The organism is Clostridium sp. ATCC 25772 (assembly GCF_001573875.1).
GTDB lineage: Bacteria > Bacillota > Clostridia > Clostridiales > Clostridiaceae > Clostridium_J > Clostridium_J senegalense.
The window spans coordinates 1-17,777 of the sequence record NZ_LFRG01000063.1 but is presented as its reverse complement, the minus strand read 5'-3'; the positions used below and the strand labels follow the sequence as shown (position 1 = coordinate 17,777).

The 17,777-nt window shown below is 28.6% G+C and carries 10 protein-coding genes; all 10 read right to left on the bottom strand.

Translation table 11 applies throughout. The features are described 5' to 3' along the window. Nucleotides 1-402: 402 nt before the first annotated feature. A complete protein-coding gene (locus tag AZI32_RS15760; protein ID WP_061996743.1) occupies nucleotides 403-1,569 on the bottom strand; it encodes an iron-containing alcohol dehydrogenase in 1,167 nt (388 codons plus the stop codon). A gap of 1,322 nt (nucleotides 1,570-2,891) precedes the next feature. After that, nucleotides 2,892-3,743 (bottom strand): 3-hydroxybutyryl-CoA dehydrogenase, encoded by an 852-nt coding sequence (locus AZI32_RS15755; RefSeq protein ID WP_061996741.1) that lies wholly within the window; start codon nucleotides 3,741-3,743, stop codon nucleotides 2,892-2,894. A 507-nt stretch (nucleotides 3,744-4,250) separates the two neighbouring features. Continuing rightward, nucleotides 4,251-5,252 carry an electron transfer flavoprotein subunit alpha/FixB family protein gene (locus tag AZI32_RS15750; protein ID WP_061996739.1) on the bottom strand — a complete coding sequence of 334 codons (1,002 nt, stop codon included), beginning with the start codon at nucleotides 5,250-5,252 and terminating at the stop codon, nucleotides 4,251-4,253. A 25-nt stretch (nucleotides 5,253-5,277) separates the two neighbouring features. Continuing rightward, on the bottom strand, nucleotides 5,278-6,057 hold the full coding sequence (locus tag AZI32_RS15745) for an electron transfer flavoprotein subunit beta/FixA family protein (RefSeq protein ID WP_061996737.1): 780 nt from the start codon (nucleotides 6,055-6,057) through the stop codon (nucleotides 5,278-5,280). A gap of 13 nt (nucleotides 6,058-6,070) precedes the next feature. Continuing rightward, on the bottom strand, nucleotides 6,071-7,210 hold the full coding sequence (locus AZI32_RS15740) for an acyl-CoA dehydrogenase (RefSeq protein ID WP_061996735.1): 1,140 nt from the start codon (nucleotides 7,208-7,210) through the stop codon (nucleotides 6,071-6,073). Between the two features lie 105 nt (nucleotides 7,211-7,315). Beyond that, entirely contained in the window at nucleotides 7,316-8,095 is a 780-nt protein-coding gene (locus tag AZI32_RS15735; protein ID WP_061996733.1) for a short-chain-enoyl-CoA hydratase, read from the bottom strand. 496 nt (nucleotides 8,096-8,591) lie between these two features. Then, nucleotides 8,592-9,233 (bottom strand): redox-sensing transcriptional repressor Rex, encoded by a 642-nt coding sequence (locus AZI32_RS15730; RefSeq protein WP_061996731.1) that lies wholly within the window; start codon nucleotides 9,231-9,233, stop codon nucleotides 8,592-8,594. A gap of 1,389 nt (nucleotides 9,234-10,622) precedes the next feature. Continuing rightward, nucleotides 10,623-12,536, bottom strand: a complete 1,914-nt coding sequence (gene abc-f / locus AZI32_RS15725) for a ribosomal protection-like ABC-F family protein (RefSeq protein WP_061996730.1) — start codon at nucleotides 12,534-12,536, stop codon at nucleotides 10,623-10,625. An 893-nt stretch (nucleotides 12,537-13,429) separates the two neighbouring features. Next, on the bottom strand, nucleotides 13,430-17,233 hold the full coding sequence (locus AZI32_RS15720) for a S8 family serine peptidase (protein WP_061996728.1): 3,804 nt from the start codon (nucleotides 17,231-17,233) through the stop codon (nucleotides 13,430-13,432). Between the two features lie 103 nt (nucleotides 17,234-17,336). After that, the coding region (locus tag AZI32_RS15715) for a hypothetical protein (RefSeq protein ID WP_206406647.1) at nucleotides 17,337-17,777 on the bottom strand (441 nt) is incomplete at its 5' end.

Genomic DNA, 17,777 nt, shown 5'->3' with positions numbered 1-17,777 from the left:
TCATTAAAAATAGCTTAAGAATCTGTTTTTTTATTCAACTGTAAAATTATTCAAGTAAAAACGCACTATTATAGTATGTAATATTAAATCTTATTAAACTTTCTTCTAAATCACTTGTAAAAAAATACAGTTTAAAATTAAAATTTACTTCATACATATATTATATTTTTACTATAACACTGAAATTTGACTATTCAGTTTCAGCCATAATTCCTAATTTTTAAATCTTTTAAAGTTCCAAGTTGAATTTTACTGCTAGTTAACAACTTACTTTAGTTAAAAATTAAAAATTTATAAAAATTTGATGTACACCTTTAAATAGAGACTTTTCCCTTATTTAATTCATGTATAGAAATATAATAAAAATCACTGATAATTTATCAGTGATTTTATATTTTTTAATTAAAATTCAACGTCTACTCCATCAAATGTACATTCAAATACCTTTTTCATTTCATCTACAGATATTTCTCTTGGGTTAGATGCTGTACAAGCATCAACTACTGCATTTTCTGAAATAAAGTCTATATATTTATCAAACTCTTCTTTTTCCACTCCATATTCTTTTAATGTTAGTGGAATTTCCATTGCTTTATTTAATTGTCTTATACAATCAATTAAAGAGTTTATTAATTCTTCTTCATTACCACCAGCAAGACCTAAAGTTCTAGCTATTCTAGCATATCTTTCTCCACATGCTTTTTTATTAAATTGGATTACATATGGTAAGAATATAGCATTAGCACATCCATGTGGTATATGGAATACAGCACCTGTTTTATGTGCCATAGAGTGAGTTATTCCAAGTAATGCATTTGAAAATGCCATACCTGCTAAACATTGAGCATTATGCATTTCATCTCTTGATTCTTTTACTCCCTCATAAGATTTTAATATGTTATCTTCTATCATTATTATAGCTTCCATTGCTAACGGATCAGAGAAATGAGATTTATTAGTTGCAACATATGCTTCTATAGCATGAGTTAATGCATCCATTCCTGTATGAGCTACTAATTTTTTAGGCATTGTCATAGTAAGCTCAGTGTCTAATATAGCAATATCTGGTGTTATATTGAAATCTGCTAATGGGTATTTTATTTTCTTTTTGTAGTCAGTTATAACTGAAAATGCTGTTACCTCTGTAGCTGTTCCGCTAGTAGATGGTATAGCAACAAATTTAGCTTTCTTTCTCAATGCTGGGATTGTAAATGGATCTTTTATATCATCAAAAGTTAATTCTGGGTGTTCATAAAATACCCACATAGCTTTAGCAGCATCTATAGGTGATCCACCACCAACTGCAACTATCCATTCTGGTGCAAATTCTCTCATCATTTCTGCACCTTTCATAACTGTTTCTATTGATGGGTCTGGTTCAACGCCTTCAAAAAGTTTAACTTCGATTTTAGCTTCTTCTAATAAATTTATAATTTTATCTAAGAATCCATTTTTTCTCATAGAACTTCCGCCAGTAACAACTATAGCTTTTTTTCCTTCTAAAGTTTTTAAAACCTCTAGTGAATTTTCACCATAATATATATCTCTTGGTAAAGTAAATCTGTTCATCAAAAAATCCTCCTCAATTGTACCCATATTAATATTATTTGATATTATTTTAACGAAATTTATATTTTTATTGTACAATATTTAAAAGATATTTTCAATATTTTCGTAATATTTTATTTAATTTATATTTTTATTTAAGTATTTATTTTCCATTTAATTGCTTATATTGGAATTTTTATTGCATTTTAGATTTTTTTAGATTTTTTCCTTGCAGTTGTTCATATTTATAAAACAATTACCATTTTTAAAATATGAATATTTTTTTAATAAGAACAACATTTGAAAGTCATTCTTTTAACGATGATTTCTAATTCTTAATATTCTAAAATCCTCTATTTCAACTAAGTAATCACTTCCTGCAAATTCTACCTCCATTGCAAATGGGACTTTTTTAGTTAAAAATGAATAGTTAACAGTGAACAGTTGTAGTTATTACTATTCGCTATGCTCCTAATAATTCTCAACGTAGTTTTATATAAATTTGCAAAGCAAATTATATTTATAGATTAAAAAGAAAGTGGTTGCCACTTTCATCCTGAATTCTTAATTCATAATTCTTAATCCTTAATTTTTTTATTTTATCCCCATAATAAAATAAGCAAAAAAACAGTACTTAACTGATACGCTGCTTTGCAGCTCAAGTACTGGTTCTTTGCTTAGTAATTTATTTTATATAACCTTTTTATTGAGTACTAAAGTTTTTTATGGTGCTACAACCAACTGAACCTGTCCTTCTTGTTACGGTGCTACACCCTGAATCTAGCTCTAGTTTATTTTATCTCCCAAACTCAAATTTTACTCTCTTTTAATTAAAAAGAAACTGGTATTCCAGTTTCAACTAACATTGTCAATTGTCCTTTGTCCTTTGTCAATTTTTCAAACCTCTTAACTATTTAAGGGACTGGCTAACTTCTCTTACTTATTGTAACTAAATTTAAATAGCTACTATCTATTTTATGGGTATACACCATTCGCGCCTGTCCCATTTGTTACGGCTGCAAAACTGAATTTTAGCTTTTCTTAGTTTTATCTCTCAAACTCAAATTTTACTCTATTAAATTGAAATAAACTAGACTAAAATCCAGTTTCCTCCTTAACTTTTAACTTTTAACTCTTAACTCTTAACTATCTAACCCCAGTTTCAACCAACATTGTCAAACGTCAATTGTCAATTATATAATGTTCTCAATCCTTAATTTTTCTAATTATCCTTTGTCCATTGTCAATTCCTAATTAATTGCCCTAAACCATATTTACAATGAACATTTTTACACAAAAAAAGAACTTGAGGTGTTCTCAAGCTCTTTATATTTATATCAATTTTATTTGTGATAATCATAGAAACCTTTTTTAGTTTTTCTTCCAAGGTATCCAGCTCTAACATATTTTCTTAATAAACTGTTTGCTCTGTATTTAGAGTCTCCAGTTTCTTTATACATAACTTCCATTATTGCAAGACATATATCAAGTCCTATTAAGTCACCTAATGCTAAAGGTCCCATTGGATGGTTTGCTCCAAGCATCATTGCTTTGTCTATATCTTCTACAGTTGCTATACCTTGATCTAATATTCCAACTGCTTCATTTATCATTGGGATTAATATTCTATTTACTACAAATCCTGGACCTTCTTTTACTTCTACAGGGTCTTTTCCTATATTTTGTGTTAATTCTTTAACTGCGCTAAATGTTTCATCTGAAGTTGCCATACCTCTTATGATTTCAACTAATTTCATTATAGCTGCTGGGTTAAAGAAGTGCATTCCTATAACTCTATCAGGTCTGTTTGTACAGCTAGCTACTTCTGTTATTGAAAGTGAAGAAGTATTTGTAGCAAATATTGTTTCTGGTTTACAGATTTCATCTAGTTTACTGAAATAATGTCTTTTTGTTTCCATATTTTCAGCTATTGCTTCAATAATTAAATCAACATCTTTAACATCATTCATATCTAATGTTCCGTTGATTCTTCCTAAAATTTCACCTTTTACGTCTTCTGTAATTTTACCTTTAGTCACTAATTTAGTTAAAGTTTTATTTATACCTGCTAAATTTACATTTTGGAATTTATCCATATTTCTTACAAGCATTGTAACTTCATAACCTTTTGTAGCAAGTACTTGAGCTATTCCAGCTCCCATAGTTCCGGCACCGATTATACATATTTTTTTCATAACAAAACCCCCCAATTTTTAGTTGAAGCTGTTTAAATATATGACCCACTTAAAAATCCAATAGCTTATAAGTGCCCGATATACAAAACAACTAACTTAAACCTTATTTTTTTTAAGTTTGTATTATTTTTAACTATCATAGATAAAACTTAATGATAATTAATAATCGATAATCAAAAATAAAATTTTTGATACTTTTTAAATAATTTTTATATTATTAACTTATTAATTATCTATTATTAACTACCATGTTCATTACTATTTATATAATCTTTTGAGCCTATTATTACAACTCTTTATAAGAATTGTATATTTAACCTAATGTTTATTCTTTATTTTTTAACTAATTTATAAAAATTTTATGTGTTTTTTAGATTTTAAAGTGAGTCTTTATTTAAATCCATTTAATTATTTTTCATATGCTTAATTTTTAAAGATGGAATTTAGGAATAATTCCTAAATTCACATCTTATTTGGTTATTATAAAAGTGTTATATTAACCACTTATTATTTCATAGCTTTTAATTGTTGAACTAATTCTGGAACAATTTTTTGATAGTCTCCAACTAATCCAACATCTGCAACTTGCATTATTGGTGCATCAGCATCTTTATTGATTGCTATTATATAGTTACTATCTTGCATTCCAGCTAAATGTTGGATAGCTCCAGATATACCACAAGCTATATATATTTGAGGTCTTACTGTTTTACCAGTTTGTCCAACTTGTAGTGCTTTATCTATCCAGCCATTATCAACAGCTGCTCTTGATCCTGATAAAGTTCCGCCAATTTCATCAGCAAGTTCTTTTAATATATCAAAGTTTTCTTTGCAGCCTACTCCTCTACCACCAGATACTAATATATCAGCTTCGATTATGTCAGCTACTTCTTTTAATATTTTCTTAACTTCTAAAACTTGAGTTCTGATATCAGATTTTTCTAATTCAAAAACAGCTTTTTCTATTTTAACTTCTTTGTTTGTATCTTTTTCAAGTTTTTCGAAAACTCCAGGTCTAACAGTAGACATTTGTGGTCTATTGTCTCCACACATGATAGTAGCCATTAAGTTACCACCAAATGCAGGTCTAGTCATTAATAAGTTTTTGTTTTCAGGATCTATATCAAGTGCTGTACAGTCAGCAGTTAATCCTGTTGATAATCTAGCAGCAACTCTTGGACCTAAGTCTCTACCTATAAATGTTGCTCCTATGAATATTACTTCTGGTTTATGACTATTAGCTAAATCAGTTATAACTTTTGCATATCCATCAGTAGTATAATGTGCAAGTTCTTCTTTATCAGCTAATAAAACTTTATCTGCTCCATAAGCAGTTAATTCTTTAGCCATACCTTCAACATTATGTCCTATTAATAAAGCTGTAAGTTCAACTCCTAATTTGTCAGCTATTTCTCTACCTTTTCCTAAAAGTTCTAATGAAACTTTTTGTAATTCTCCGTCTCTTTGTTCTGCAAATACCCAAACACCTTTGTAATCTGCTATATTCATGGTTTTACCCCTCCTATTTTTCCTACTAAATTAAGTGTTTCTCTTTTAGTTTACCTATTGCAATTGAAGCTGCTTCTTTTGGTGAAACTGTAAATATTTCACCTTCTCCTTTAGCTTCTTTAGCCCAAGATTTTTTAACCTTTGTAGGTGAACCTTTTAATCCTAGAAGGGCTACATCTACATCTATATCTTTAGCAGTCCATACTTTTATTTCTTTATTTCCTAATTCGAATATATTTCTTATATTCATATATCTTGGTTCATTTAAAGTTTCTATTGCTGTTAATAGAACTGGTGTTTTAACTTTGATGTATTCATATCCATCTTCCCAAGCTCTTCTAACTTTTAATCCCTCTTCTAAAACGTCAACTTCTTCAACATATGTTATTTGTGGTAAATCTAAATGTTCTGCAATTTCAGGTCCAACTTGTGCAGTATCTCCATCGATTGCTTGTCTTCCAGCAAATATTACATCATATTCTAATTTTTTGATTACTCCAGCTAATGCATGTGATGTAGCTAAAGTATCAGCACCAGCGAAAGCTCTGTCTGTTACTAATATTGCTTCATCAGCTCCCATTGCTAAAGCTTCTTCTAAAGCTTTTTGAGCTTGTGGAGGTCCCATTGTAACAACAGTTACATGAGCACCATGTGAATCTTTTAATCTTAATGCTTCTTCTAATGCACTTTTATCATCTGGATTTATTATTGAAGGAACACCATCTCTTATTAGAGTTCCTGTTTTTGGATCTATTCTAACTTCAGTTGTATCTGGAACTTGTTTTATACAAACAACTATTTTCATCGTTAATTACCCCCTATTTTAAAAGACTTCCTGCAATAACCATTTTTTGAACTTGAGAAGTACCTTCATAAATTTCAGTTATTTTAGCATCTCTCATCATTCTTTCTACAGGATAGTCTTTAGTATATCCGTATCCACCAAAGATTTGAACAGCTTTAGTTGTAACATCCATAGCTGTATTAGCAGCAAATAATTTAGCTCTTGCAGCTTCTACTGTATATGGTAGCTTATTATCTTTGTTATAAGCAGCTTTATAAACTAATTGTCTAGCAGCTTCTACTTGAACATCCATATCTGCTACCATCCATTGAAGACCTTGGAATTTAGATAATGATCTTCCGAATTGTTTTCTTTCTTTCATGTAAGCTACAGCTTCGTCTAAAGCACCTTGTGCAATTCCTAAAGCTTGAGCAGCTATACCAATTCTTCCTCCATCCAATGTTTTCATTGCGATTTTGAAACCTTGTCCTTCTTTTCCAAGTAAGTTTTCTTTTGGAACTATACAATCTTCAAATACTAATTCTGTTGTTGAAGAAGCTCTTATACCTAATTTTTCTTCAACTTTTCCTATTGAAAATCCTTTGAATTCTTTTTCAACTATAAATGCTGAAATTCCTCTTGTTCCTTTAGATTTATCTGTCATAGCGAATACTATAAATGTATCTGCAACTCCACCGTTAGTTATGAATATTTTAGAACCATTTAATATATAGTTATCTCCATCTAGAACAGCAGTTGTTTGTTGTCCTGATGCATCTGTTCCTGCGTTAGGTTCAGTTAAACCAAATGCTCCTATTTTTTCACCTTTTGCAAGTGGTGTTAAATATTTTACTTTTTGTTCTTGAGTTCCGAACATATCTATTGGAGATGCACATAATGAAGTATGTGCTGATAAGATAACGCCTGTTGTACCACAAACTCTTGATAATTCCTCAACAGCCATAGCATAAGAAACGTTGTTTCCACCTGCTCCTCCAAATTCAGTTGAAAATGGAATACCCATCATATTGTATCTTGCCATTTTCTTTACATTTTCCATTGGAAATTCTTCTGTTATATCTATTTCAGCGGCAATAGGTTTTACATCTGTTTCTGCAAACTCCCTTACCATTTGTCTTACAAATTCTTGTTCCTTAGTTAATGAAAAATTCATATTCCCCATTCCTCCTATTTAATTTTTAAAAGGCTAATTTTTTTATTTTTTTAAACTTCAAACTTGATTTTCCATTACAATTACGTATTAAAATAAGTTAAAGGATTACATATTTTTAAAGTTTTTATCCCTTTTCTCTAAAAACGCTTTCATACCTTCTTTTTGGTCATAAGTACTAAAACACATACCAAAAGCTTCTGATTCATAATTTAATGCACTATCAATGTCCATTTGCATACCTTTGTTTATTGCTTCTTTACAAAGTTTAACTGCTACTGGTGCATTGCTACATATTTGTTTTGCCATATTCATAGCTTCTTCCATTAAAACTTCTGGTTCTACAACCTTATTAATAAGTCCTATATTAAATGCTTCTTCTGCTTTTATTATGTTAGCTGTGAATATCAACTCTTTAGCTTTGCACTCTCCCACAAGTCTAGCTAATCGTTGAGTTCCACCAAAACCTGGTGTTATTCCAAGGCCAACTTCTGGTTGTCCAAACTTAGCTTTTACTGATGCGATTCTAATATCGCAAGCCATAGAAAGTTCGCAACCTCCACCTAGAGCAAAACCGTTAATAGCAGCAATAACAGGTTTGTCCAAAGTTTCTAATCTTCTGAAAACTCTGTTTCCAAGTATTCCAAAGGCTCTTCCTTCTAATGCATTTAACCCTTCCATTTCTGAAATATCGGCTCCTGCAATAAAAGCTTTACCCTCTCCAGTTAAAATAACAGCATAAATCTCATTGTCTTTTTCAATTAAATCAATAACATTGTCCAACTCTTTTAAAGTTTCTGAATTTAAAGCATTTAATGCCTTAGGTCTATTAAATTTTACAATACCTATGTTTCCATCCTTTTCAAGGATAATATTTTTAAATTCCATAATGCTGTCCCCCATGAATATTTTCCCACAAATTGTTATATAATTCACAATTTTTACTAAAAATAATAATTGAAGTCCATCAACTTCAATTACTATTATATCCTCACTGGTATATATTTGCAACATAAGTTGATGATTTTTTCTGAATTATTTTAATTAATTATTAATTTTAGTAATTTTATTTGTTTTAAAAATTAAAACAATTTGTGTTTTTCTTTAACAATGTAAAGGCTCTACACACTTTATCAGCATATTCTTTAATTAAGATTAGTACGGAAAAGTTTTATAAAACCTGATTTTCATTACATCTCATTAAATAATGTATGATTTATTTTTTTTATTATGTATTAAAATACTTTCATTTTTTAAACATTTTGTGTATTTATTAACAAAATATTTACTTTTATTTTTTAACCTTAAATCTCTTTTTTTCTACAAAAAGTGAAAAAGATCATCTTAATTTCAGTTTTTAATTTTGATGACCTTTTCACAAAAATTATTCAGTTATTTTACTTTCATTTAGTAAATAACTTAAAGTCATTAAACTTTCGCTTAAATGAACATTTTCTACTATTACATCATTTGGCACTTTTAAATCTACTGGTGCAAAATTCCATATAGCTTTAATTCCTGATGATGTTATAATATCGCAAACTCCTTGCGCTCTTTCTTTTGGAACACAAATTATTGCAATATCCACTTCATTATTTTTAATAAAGCTTTCTAAATTATCTATATCTTCTATAGATACATCTCTTATTCTTAAACCAATTAATTTAGGATTTATATCAAATATTGCCTTTAAATCAAAGGACATTCTTTGAAAATAAGTATAATTTGCTATAGCTTGCCCTATATTACCTGCACCTATAATTATTGTGTTATATTCTTTATCTAATCCTAAAATTGAAGATATTTGTGCTAATAATTCCTTTACATTATAGCCATATCCTTGTTGACCAAAATCACCAAAACAATTTAAATCTTGTCTTATTTGCGATGCTGTAAACCCTATTTTTTCACTTAATTCATTAGATGATATTCTATCCACATCATTTTCTGCAAGTTCTTTTAAATATCTATAATATTTAGGAATTCTCTTTATAACTGCCATTGATATATTTTTCTTTCTATCCAAAAAAAACACCTCCAAAAATATATTTTTAAAAGGTAAATTTAATAAAATAATCGTCTATGATTATTTCAAATCTTTGTACCTAATCACAAAGATTCTTTCCTTTTTACTTTTAAATTGTATCTATAATAATTAAATCTAATATAGGTCTCAAAATAATATCTTAACTTATACATTTTAAAGTTTAGAAGCCTGGTTATAGGACTCCAATATAACTTTTTAAATTATTCATTAAAAATTTTGGACACCTTTCAAAGTGAGTACATACTCAATAATGTCTAAAATTTAAAAATATATATAAACTAAAATTTTTCTATATTTTATAGGATTCCAAGTTGACTTTTAAAATTACCCATTCCAAAATTTGGATATCTAAAATAGTGAGACATGCTCTGAATCACTTAGAATTCAACACTACATTTTGTATGAAAATATTTTAAAGTTATTGAATAAATTTAAATTCGAGCTTGTTTCCCTATATAGGGTTCCAAGTTGACTCTTAAAATTATCCATTCCAAAACTTGGATACCCCAAATAGTGAGACATGCTCCGAATCACTTATAATTCAACACTACATCTTGTGTAAAAATATTTTAAGATTGTTGAATAAATTTAAATTTGAGCTTGTTTCCCTATATCAATAAGTTCAAATTAGAGTTGTTTCACAAATATTTCAATTTAATTATTGCTCGATTAAAGTTTATTTTACAATTTTACAGAATTATAGTATTACTTTATTCATATATTATGTAAAATAATATTTTTTATTTTATAATTGTAAGTTTCATTTCAAAATTATTGTATCCATATTTAATAATATGTATAATTTAAATCTAAAAATTTATATAGTAAGACCATAATTAATAAAATATCGTTTATATTTTACCATATTACTTGAAATTTGTTTATATATATTTTCAAAATTGTTTCATTCTTTTCTTTATTTTCTCAATATTCACCTTGTTTTTTCAATAAATTTAAACATTTATATATAAATCTTAATTTTTTTGTTATTTATTAAACTAATCCCAATGCATCAAATTTTAATTTTAAAATAAACGAAACACATACTATAAATATATGTTTCTAAATAGAAATATACCTTAACTATACCTATTTTCCATTTATTTATACATTAATTTAAATTAGTCATTATATCTTAATTAAATAATTAAGATGCAAATTTTTGTACAAATTAAAAGAAACATAAAAATTATTGGTTTTAACATATAAAAAAACTTTTAGTATTACTATAAGTATAGCAAATAGTTATTATATTACCTATTTACTATATACTTTATCACTTTAACTGCATTTTTACATAACTGATTTAGATTAATTTAAATTTAAAAGAAACTGGACTAATCCAGTTTCTTCATAAATTCTTAATTATTATAAATTCTCTTCCCATTCTTCATATAAGTTAGATAATAATTCTTCCTTTTGCCCTAATAATTCATTTACCTCTACACTTTTTTCTGGATTAGAATATACTTCTTCTTTGCAAAGTAATTCTTGAAGCTTTTCTATTTCACTTTCTGTTGTTGCTATTTTTTCCTCAAGATTTTTTAAATACTTTTGAACTTCTCTTTGTTTTTTCTCTTCTTCTCTTTTTTTCTTTTTATCTAATTTCATTTGAGTTTTCGTAATTCCACTACCTTGTTCTTCTTGTTCAAATCTTAATGGATTATTTTTCTTCTCTATATAATAGGAATAATTTCCTAAATACTCTTTTATTCCATCTTCATTAAGTTCAAAGATTTTATCTACTACTTTATTTAAAAAATATCTATCGTGAGATATCACAAGTACTGTTCCATCATAAGATAATATAGCATCTTCTAAAGCTTCTCTTGAAACTATATCTAAATGATTTGTAGGCTCATCTAGAAGTAAAAAGTTATTTTGCGATAGCATAAGTTTTAGAAGGTTTATTCTACATTTTTCTCCTCCACTTAACTTTTCAATCTTTTTAAATACATCGTCACCTCTGAATAAAAATGCTGCAAGATATGTTCTTATTTCGGTTGTGGTTAATTCAGGGAAATCATCCCAAACCTCATCTATTATTGTTTTATTTAACTCTAAATTAGATTGTTCCTGATCGTAATAACCTATGTTTACATTTTTACCTAATACCTTAGTTCCACTATTGGGTTGTATTTCGTCCATTATTATTTTAAATAATGTAGTTTTCCCTCTACCATTTTCACCTATAAGTGCAATTTTATTTTCTCTTTTTATATCCATATTAACGTCTGTAAATAATACTTTTTCCCCATAACTTTTGCTTAATTCTTCAACATATAAAACATCATTTCCACTTTTTATTTTAGTTTCAAAATTAATTCTAGATGCCTTTTGATCTTTATGTGGTGCTTCTATTCTTTCAATTTTATCTAATGCTTTTTGTCGACTCTCTGCTGCTTTAATACTTTTTTCACGGTTAAAAGACTTATATTTTTGAATTATTTCTTCTTGTCTTTTAATCTCTGCCTGTTGCAAACTAAATGCTTTTAGTGCCACTTCATAATTTTTCTTTTTCAAATCTATAAATGCTGTATAATTTCCATTATATATTTCAGCCATACCATGTGATATTTCTATAGTTTTATTAGTAACTGCATCTAAGAAAAATCTATCGTGGGAAATTATAACAATGCTACCCTTGTAGCTTTTTAAATATTCTTCTAACCATTCTATAGCATCTAAATCTAAATGGTTTGTTGGCTCATCTAAAAGTAATATTTCTGGCTTTCTAAGTAAAAGCTTACAAAGAGCTACTCTAGTCTTTTGACCACCGCTTAATATGTTTATTGACTTTTCAAAATCTCCTTCAAAAAATCCTAGTCCTTTTAAAACTCTGCTTATTTCACCTTTGTAAGTATATCCACCTCTATGCTGATATAACTCTGTTAAAGTTGTATAATCCTTTATTAACTTATTATGATAATCAGCTTTAGCCTCGTCATATGGTTCATTCATTTTTTCTTCTAATGTCTTCATCTTTCTTTCCATATTTAAAAGTTCTTCAAAGACTAATAGTAATTCACCATATATGGTATTATCTGACTCTAGCGATAGATTCTGAGATAAATACCCTACTTTTTTACTTTTATCTATAAAAAGTTCTCCACTATCATATTCCATCTGTGAAGTTAGTATTTTAAATAATGTAGACTTACCTGCTCCGTTGGCCCCTATAAGACCTATCTTTTCTCCTTCATTAATACTAAAAGTAATATCTTTTAAAATAACATCTATTCCAAAACTCTTATGAATTTTATTACAACTTAAAACTATCATTGTTTTTTCTCCTTTACTATAGTAATGCTAATTTGTATATATTTAAATTCCTACTTTATCAATTGTAGGTAACTGTTTTTTTACGCATAATTATATTTTACTATAATACCATTATTTTTTACATTACTTTATTTGTTTAGTTAATATTTTGATATAAAATTAAAAACATTAACTTAGATTTGTATCTATTTTCTTCGTTTAAATTGTAGATTCCATAATTACTGTATTCCCATAACAAAATAAGTGAAGAACCAGTACCCCTATTTGGGTTTTAGTGAAATTTTCAAACAAGCAATTGCCCCTAGTGTTGGCTCCATTACAAATGGGACAGGCATGGTAAGGTCTACTTTCTTCGTTAACACTTGATACTCTTCTAGTTTTATATTTTTCTACTAATAAATCGAAGCCAGTCCCGAACACCTGAATAAGCAATTTTTCTAAATTTATACTCCATCACAAGTGGGACAGGTTCATTTTGGGCTATTTTCTTCGTTTAAACTGTAGATTCCACAATTGCTGTATTCCCATAATAAGATAAGTAAAGAACCAGTACCTGATAGATACGCTGCTTTGCAGCTCAAGTACTGGTTCTTTGCTCGGTAATTTATTTTATCCAGCCTATTTTATTGAGTACTAAAGTTTTTTATGGTGCTACAACCTAAGTGAACCTGTCCTTACTTGTTATGGCTGTGAACTTTGAATGTAACTTAATTTAATTTAATTTAATTTCTTAAATTTAGAATTTACTCCCTTAAATTCTAAAGAAACTGGTAGTCCAGTTTCAACCAACATTGTCAATTGTCCTTTGTCCATTGTCAATTTTTAACCCAATTGTCCATTGCCAATTTTTTTAACTCTTTCCACTAAAAAAAGCCCCGAAGGGCTCTTTTTTGTTATCTAACTACTTGTAATTTTAATTCTGTTTCATTTCCATTACTATCTACAGCTTTTAGTAATATAAAGTCTCCATTTTTAACATCTTTCACATCTACTGAGAAGTCATATCCGTTTACTTCTGGTCCAACAGGTGTTGGATAATCTGATACTTTAATAAGTTCACCATTTACATAGAACTTATAACCCCATAGATTATCATAAACCCTTCCTTTTAATGTAACCACATCGCTAGTTGCAGTTATCTTATTATCTACTACTTCTGGACTTTCTATTTCTATTACTGGTTTAATAGTATCACAGCTAATTTTATATGCATGATCTTGTAAAACCTTGCCATTATAATCTACAGCTTTAATGTTTACTACATTTATTCCTTCGCTTAACTGTAATGACTTAGAGAAATTAACTGTTCCATCATTATTTATAGCTAAATTAATTTTTTCTCCATTTATAATTAAGTCTTTTATTGGTCTATTTATTTTACCATTTATAGTATATTCATTTTGATTTACAGTAATTTGACCTTGACTAAATACTTTATCATCAAATGTTATTGATGCTGGTGGTATTTTTCCTACTGGTATAACAGTTGAAACTCCACCTAAGTTATTTGCATAATCAAATGCACCTATTTCTATTTGATTTAAAGTGTTAGCTTGTAGTCCAGTTATAGTTTTGCTATAAAGTCCTGTCTTGCTATCATAAGTTGTTTCTGCATTAGTAGCTTCAACATTTAATGCCCCATTTATAACTACAGGGAATTGACCTTTCTCATTTACTCCAGATAACTCATCATTAGCTTTAAAGTAAAGTTTTATAGAACCATCTTCTAAATTTTCATATTTTACGACCTCAACATTTGGTCCAACTGTATCAACTTTAACTGGCATTTCTACTACTTGCTCCTGTGCACTCTCATAATCTACTTTTAATTTAACTTTATAAGTGTAACTTCCATCTGAAACATTTACATAACTACCCTTAGATTTATCAAATACTTTACCATCCCAAGCTAACTCATCAGCTACTGCTGGAGCTTTTCCATCATTTTCCGAAATTATTTTCTTTCTATAATTTTCTGTATTACCTAAATTTCTGACTAATTTTCCATTTGCATCTACTATTTCTACTGATACTGCTTTGGCATTTCTCATTAAATATAATGCTGGATAAATTATGTCATTTACAGAATCCTCATTAGGACTTATAGCTATTTTAGAGCTATCATATTTATTACTTTTATCTTCATTTTTACCTACAATACCCATTATAGAATCTTCTGCATTAACTTTAGTAACAGCTAAATTTTCAATTAATACACCTGGATATTCCCCAGTTGCTTTTAATGTTTCAACTAATATATGCTTATCTTCATCCCATGCATTATTAGTTGTTATACTTTCCTTACCCCAATCACCATAGTATCCTAAATATGGTATTGCCAATGCTGGCACTTTTTCATTCTTAGGTGTAAATTTAATAAATCCTTCTAAATATCTATCTTCTGATAATCCACTGCCTATCTTTAATGTTACATCTACTTTAGCATTTCCCTTAGCTGGAACTTTAATTTTATCACTGCTAAATTCTAGACTAGCATCTTTTTTATTTAAAGCCTTATCTCTTATCATTTCACCATATTCAGTATTTTCATCTTGAGTTAAAACTCCACCTAACTCTTCAACTTTATATTCTATATCTTCACTACCATAGTTTGTTAAATCTAAAGTAAATGTAGCTTTATCTCCTCTTATTTCTTTAAGTGCAACAGATGCTTCCCCATTATTTGTTACAGTAACTCTATTTCTTATAGCATCTTCAACTTGAACAAGTCCTGCACCTTGTCTTCTTGGAGAATAAGGAACATTTTTAGCAAACTTATCTATTTTAACACTTGAAGTATTCATCATTATATTTTTAGCATAATCTATTAGTTCTCTCCCTTTAAGTTCTGGTGCATATTCTTTAATAGCTTCCATTAATAAAGCCATTGAACCTGCTGCATGTGGAGCTGCCATAGATGTTCCACTCATAACCCCATGTTCACCTTCATTTAAAGTTGAGAAAATTTGTCCACCTGGTGCTGCTACTTGAGGTTTAAATTCTAAACTAGGAGATGGACCCCAAGAAGTAAAATCTGAAAAATCTGAGCTATTACTATTTTCACTTGTAGCATTTTTCAAATCTCCATTAAATAGAACCGTATCTTTTTTCATAGCATTTAATAAATTCTTACCAGTAGTATTTCCTACACATATAGCTGGTATTTTAATATTTGGATCTGTAGCCATGCTTATAAGTGATTCATCACCGTCTTTATTATATATAACTACACCAACTGCACCATTATTTTGAGCATTAATTATTTTTTCAATAAATGTAAGTCCCCCTCTTTTTATAAGAGCAATATTTCCTTTAACATCCTTACATTCTTCTGCTTTTCCAAATCCACAATCAACTATTTTATAATTTTTATTTAGCATATCTTTATAATCAACTTGATGATCTTTAAAACTTCCTTCAGTTACAACTTTTCCCTTACCATCTTTAAATACAATAACTTTTTCTGCAACAGTAGTATTTTCATAACTTGCAACCATTAATGCATCCTTAGCTAATGCAGGAGCTCCTACAGTTATTTGGTCATTTAACATACCAAGTCCATAAGGATCTGTTGATGCAGAACTATTCCCTGCTGAAACTACAACCATTACACCTGAGTTTGTGGCTCTTGTAATTGCATCTTGAACCGGGTCTGAATCCTCTCTATATCCTGCTGGAGAACCTAAACTCATATTTATAACATCTGCACCTAATGTAACCGAATCATCTATAGCTGCTAATTGGTCATCTGAATAAGTATATTTTCCAAGTGGTCCATTAGAAAATATTTTCATAGCTAACAATTGAACTTCTGGTGCAACCCCTTTTACTGATTCATTAGTATCAATTAATTTATCATCTCCATCAGCACCAACTATCCCAGCAACGTGAGCACCATGAGGGCCTTTTGAATCCCTTAAATCTACTATTTGTTCATTTCTATCAGCATAGTTATATCCAAAAGGAATTTTTTCAGTAAAATAAGTATTAGCATTCTTATCAGCCTTTAAAACTCCACTTTCCTTAACTTTTTCAACTTCATCTTTCTTTAACTTCAATTTACTATTATCTTCTGGATTTTTGAAATCCTTATGTTTATAATCTATTCCAGTATCCAGTATAGCTACAACCATACCTTCACCTTTTAAACTATATTTTTTCCATACATCTTCTATTTGAGTAAGCTTCTTTGCACTATTCATATCTTCAGTATATTTTTGTGCTTCTGTAACTTTTCTTACTCCATTTACTTCTTCTATTTGTTTTATATCTTTTCTTTTTACCTCAGCGCTAAAACCATTAAATACATTAGTATAACTATGTCTTACTTCTACGCCTTCTATAGTTGCAACTTCATCTCTAACAGGTTTTTGAGCTGCTTCTACCTGACTAGATTCTTTTTCTGTTGGTCTTAATCCCTTAGGAATCATTTCTTGTGCTGACTTTCCATTGACTTCAACAATTACTCTAACAACTTCTTCCTGATTTTGATTATCTTTAAGTATAGTATCTGACTTTACTAAATCATTTTTAAAGTTGTTAATTATTTGTTCTTTACTCTCCACTGTTAATGGCATATTTAGAAGTTTTTCAACTTCTTCTGCCTTTGCCATACTTGGAATTGAACCTACTGTCAATGATGCTAACAGTGCAACTGTCATAACTTTTGATAAATTTTTTTTCAATTTGTTATTCATAAAAGACTATCCCCCCTTGAATCTTTACATATATTAAAAAGAAATCTCTTAAATTTAAAAGCTTCCTTAATATTCTTGACCATTACCCCTTTATATTTAGTTTTTATTCATATTCAACCTTATTACTTTCAACATATTGAAATAATACGTCTCCCTCCATTATTGGTTGAACTTCGCTTGTTGTTCCAACTATTCTTGCTCCAAAATTATCTCCAGTTTTAGTTATTTTTTTATATGTTATAGTTTCACCTTCTTTGAATTCCTTTTGATTTGAAACATCATATTCTAAAACTTTAATTTCACTTCCGTCGTAATTTAATTTTTTTAAAGATGTAACAATCTCCCCATTCTCATTTCTTTCATACTCTATAATATAAATCTCATCATTTTTTTTACTCTCTATAGCTTGTATAAAATTATCCATTAAATTCATATTTATAATTTCTTCTGAATATCCTTCTTTTATCTTAGGGTGTGTCTGAAAACTAATTAGTGCAAAAGATTTAAATTTTAGATATAATAATATCAAAAAAACTATGAGGTA

Bases quoted from the DNA above. Each gene is read 5' to 3' on its own strand.
- AZI32_RS15735 (WP_061996733.1), bottom strand. From the start codon at position 8,095: ATGGAATTTAAAAATATTATCCTTGAAAAGGATGGAAACATAGGTATT.
- AZI32_RS15760 (WP_061996743.1), bottom strand. From the start codon at position 1,569: ATGAACAGATTTACTTTACCAAGAGATATATATTATGGTGAAAATTCA.
- AZI32_RS15750 (WP_061996739.1), bottom strand. From the start codon at position 5,252: ATGAATATAGCAGATTACAAAGGTGTTTGGGTATTTGCAGAACAAAGA.
- AZI32_RS15720 (WP_061996728.1), bottom strand. From the start codon at position 17,233: ATGAATAACAAATTGAAAAAAAATTTATCAAAAGTTATGACAGTTGCA.
- abc-f (WP_061996730.1), bottom strand. From the start codon at position 12,536: ATGATAGTTTTAAGTTGTAATAAAATTCATAAGAGTTTTGGAATAGAT.
- AZI32_RS15740 (WP_061996735.1), bottom strand. From the start codon at position 7,210: ATGAATTTTTCATTAACTAAGGAACAAGAATTTGTAAGACAAATGGTA.
- AZI32_RS15745 (WP_061996737.1), bottom strand. From the start codon at position 6,057: ATGAAAATAGTTGTTTGTATAAAACAAGTTCCAGATACAACTGAAGTT.
- AZI32_RS15755 (WP_061996741.1), bottom strand. From the start codon at position 3,743: ATGAAAAAAATATGTATAATCGGTGCCGGAACTATGGGAGCTGGAATA.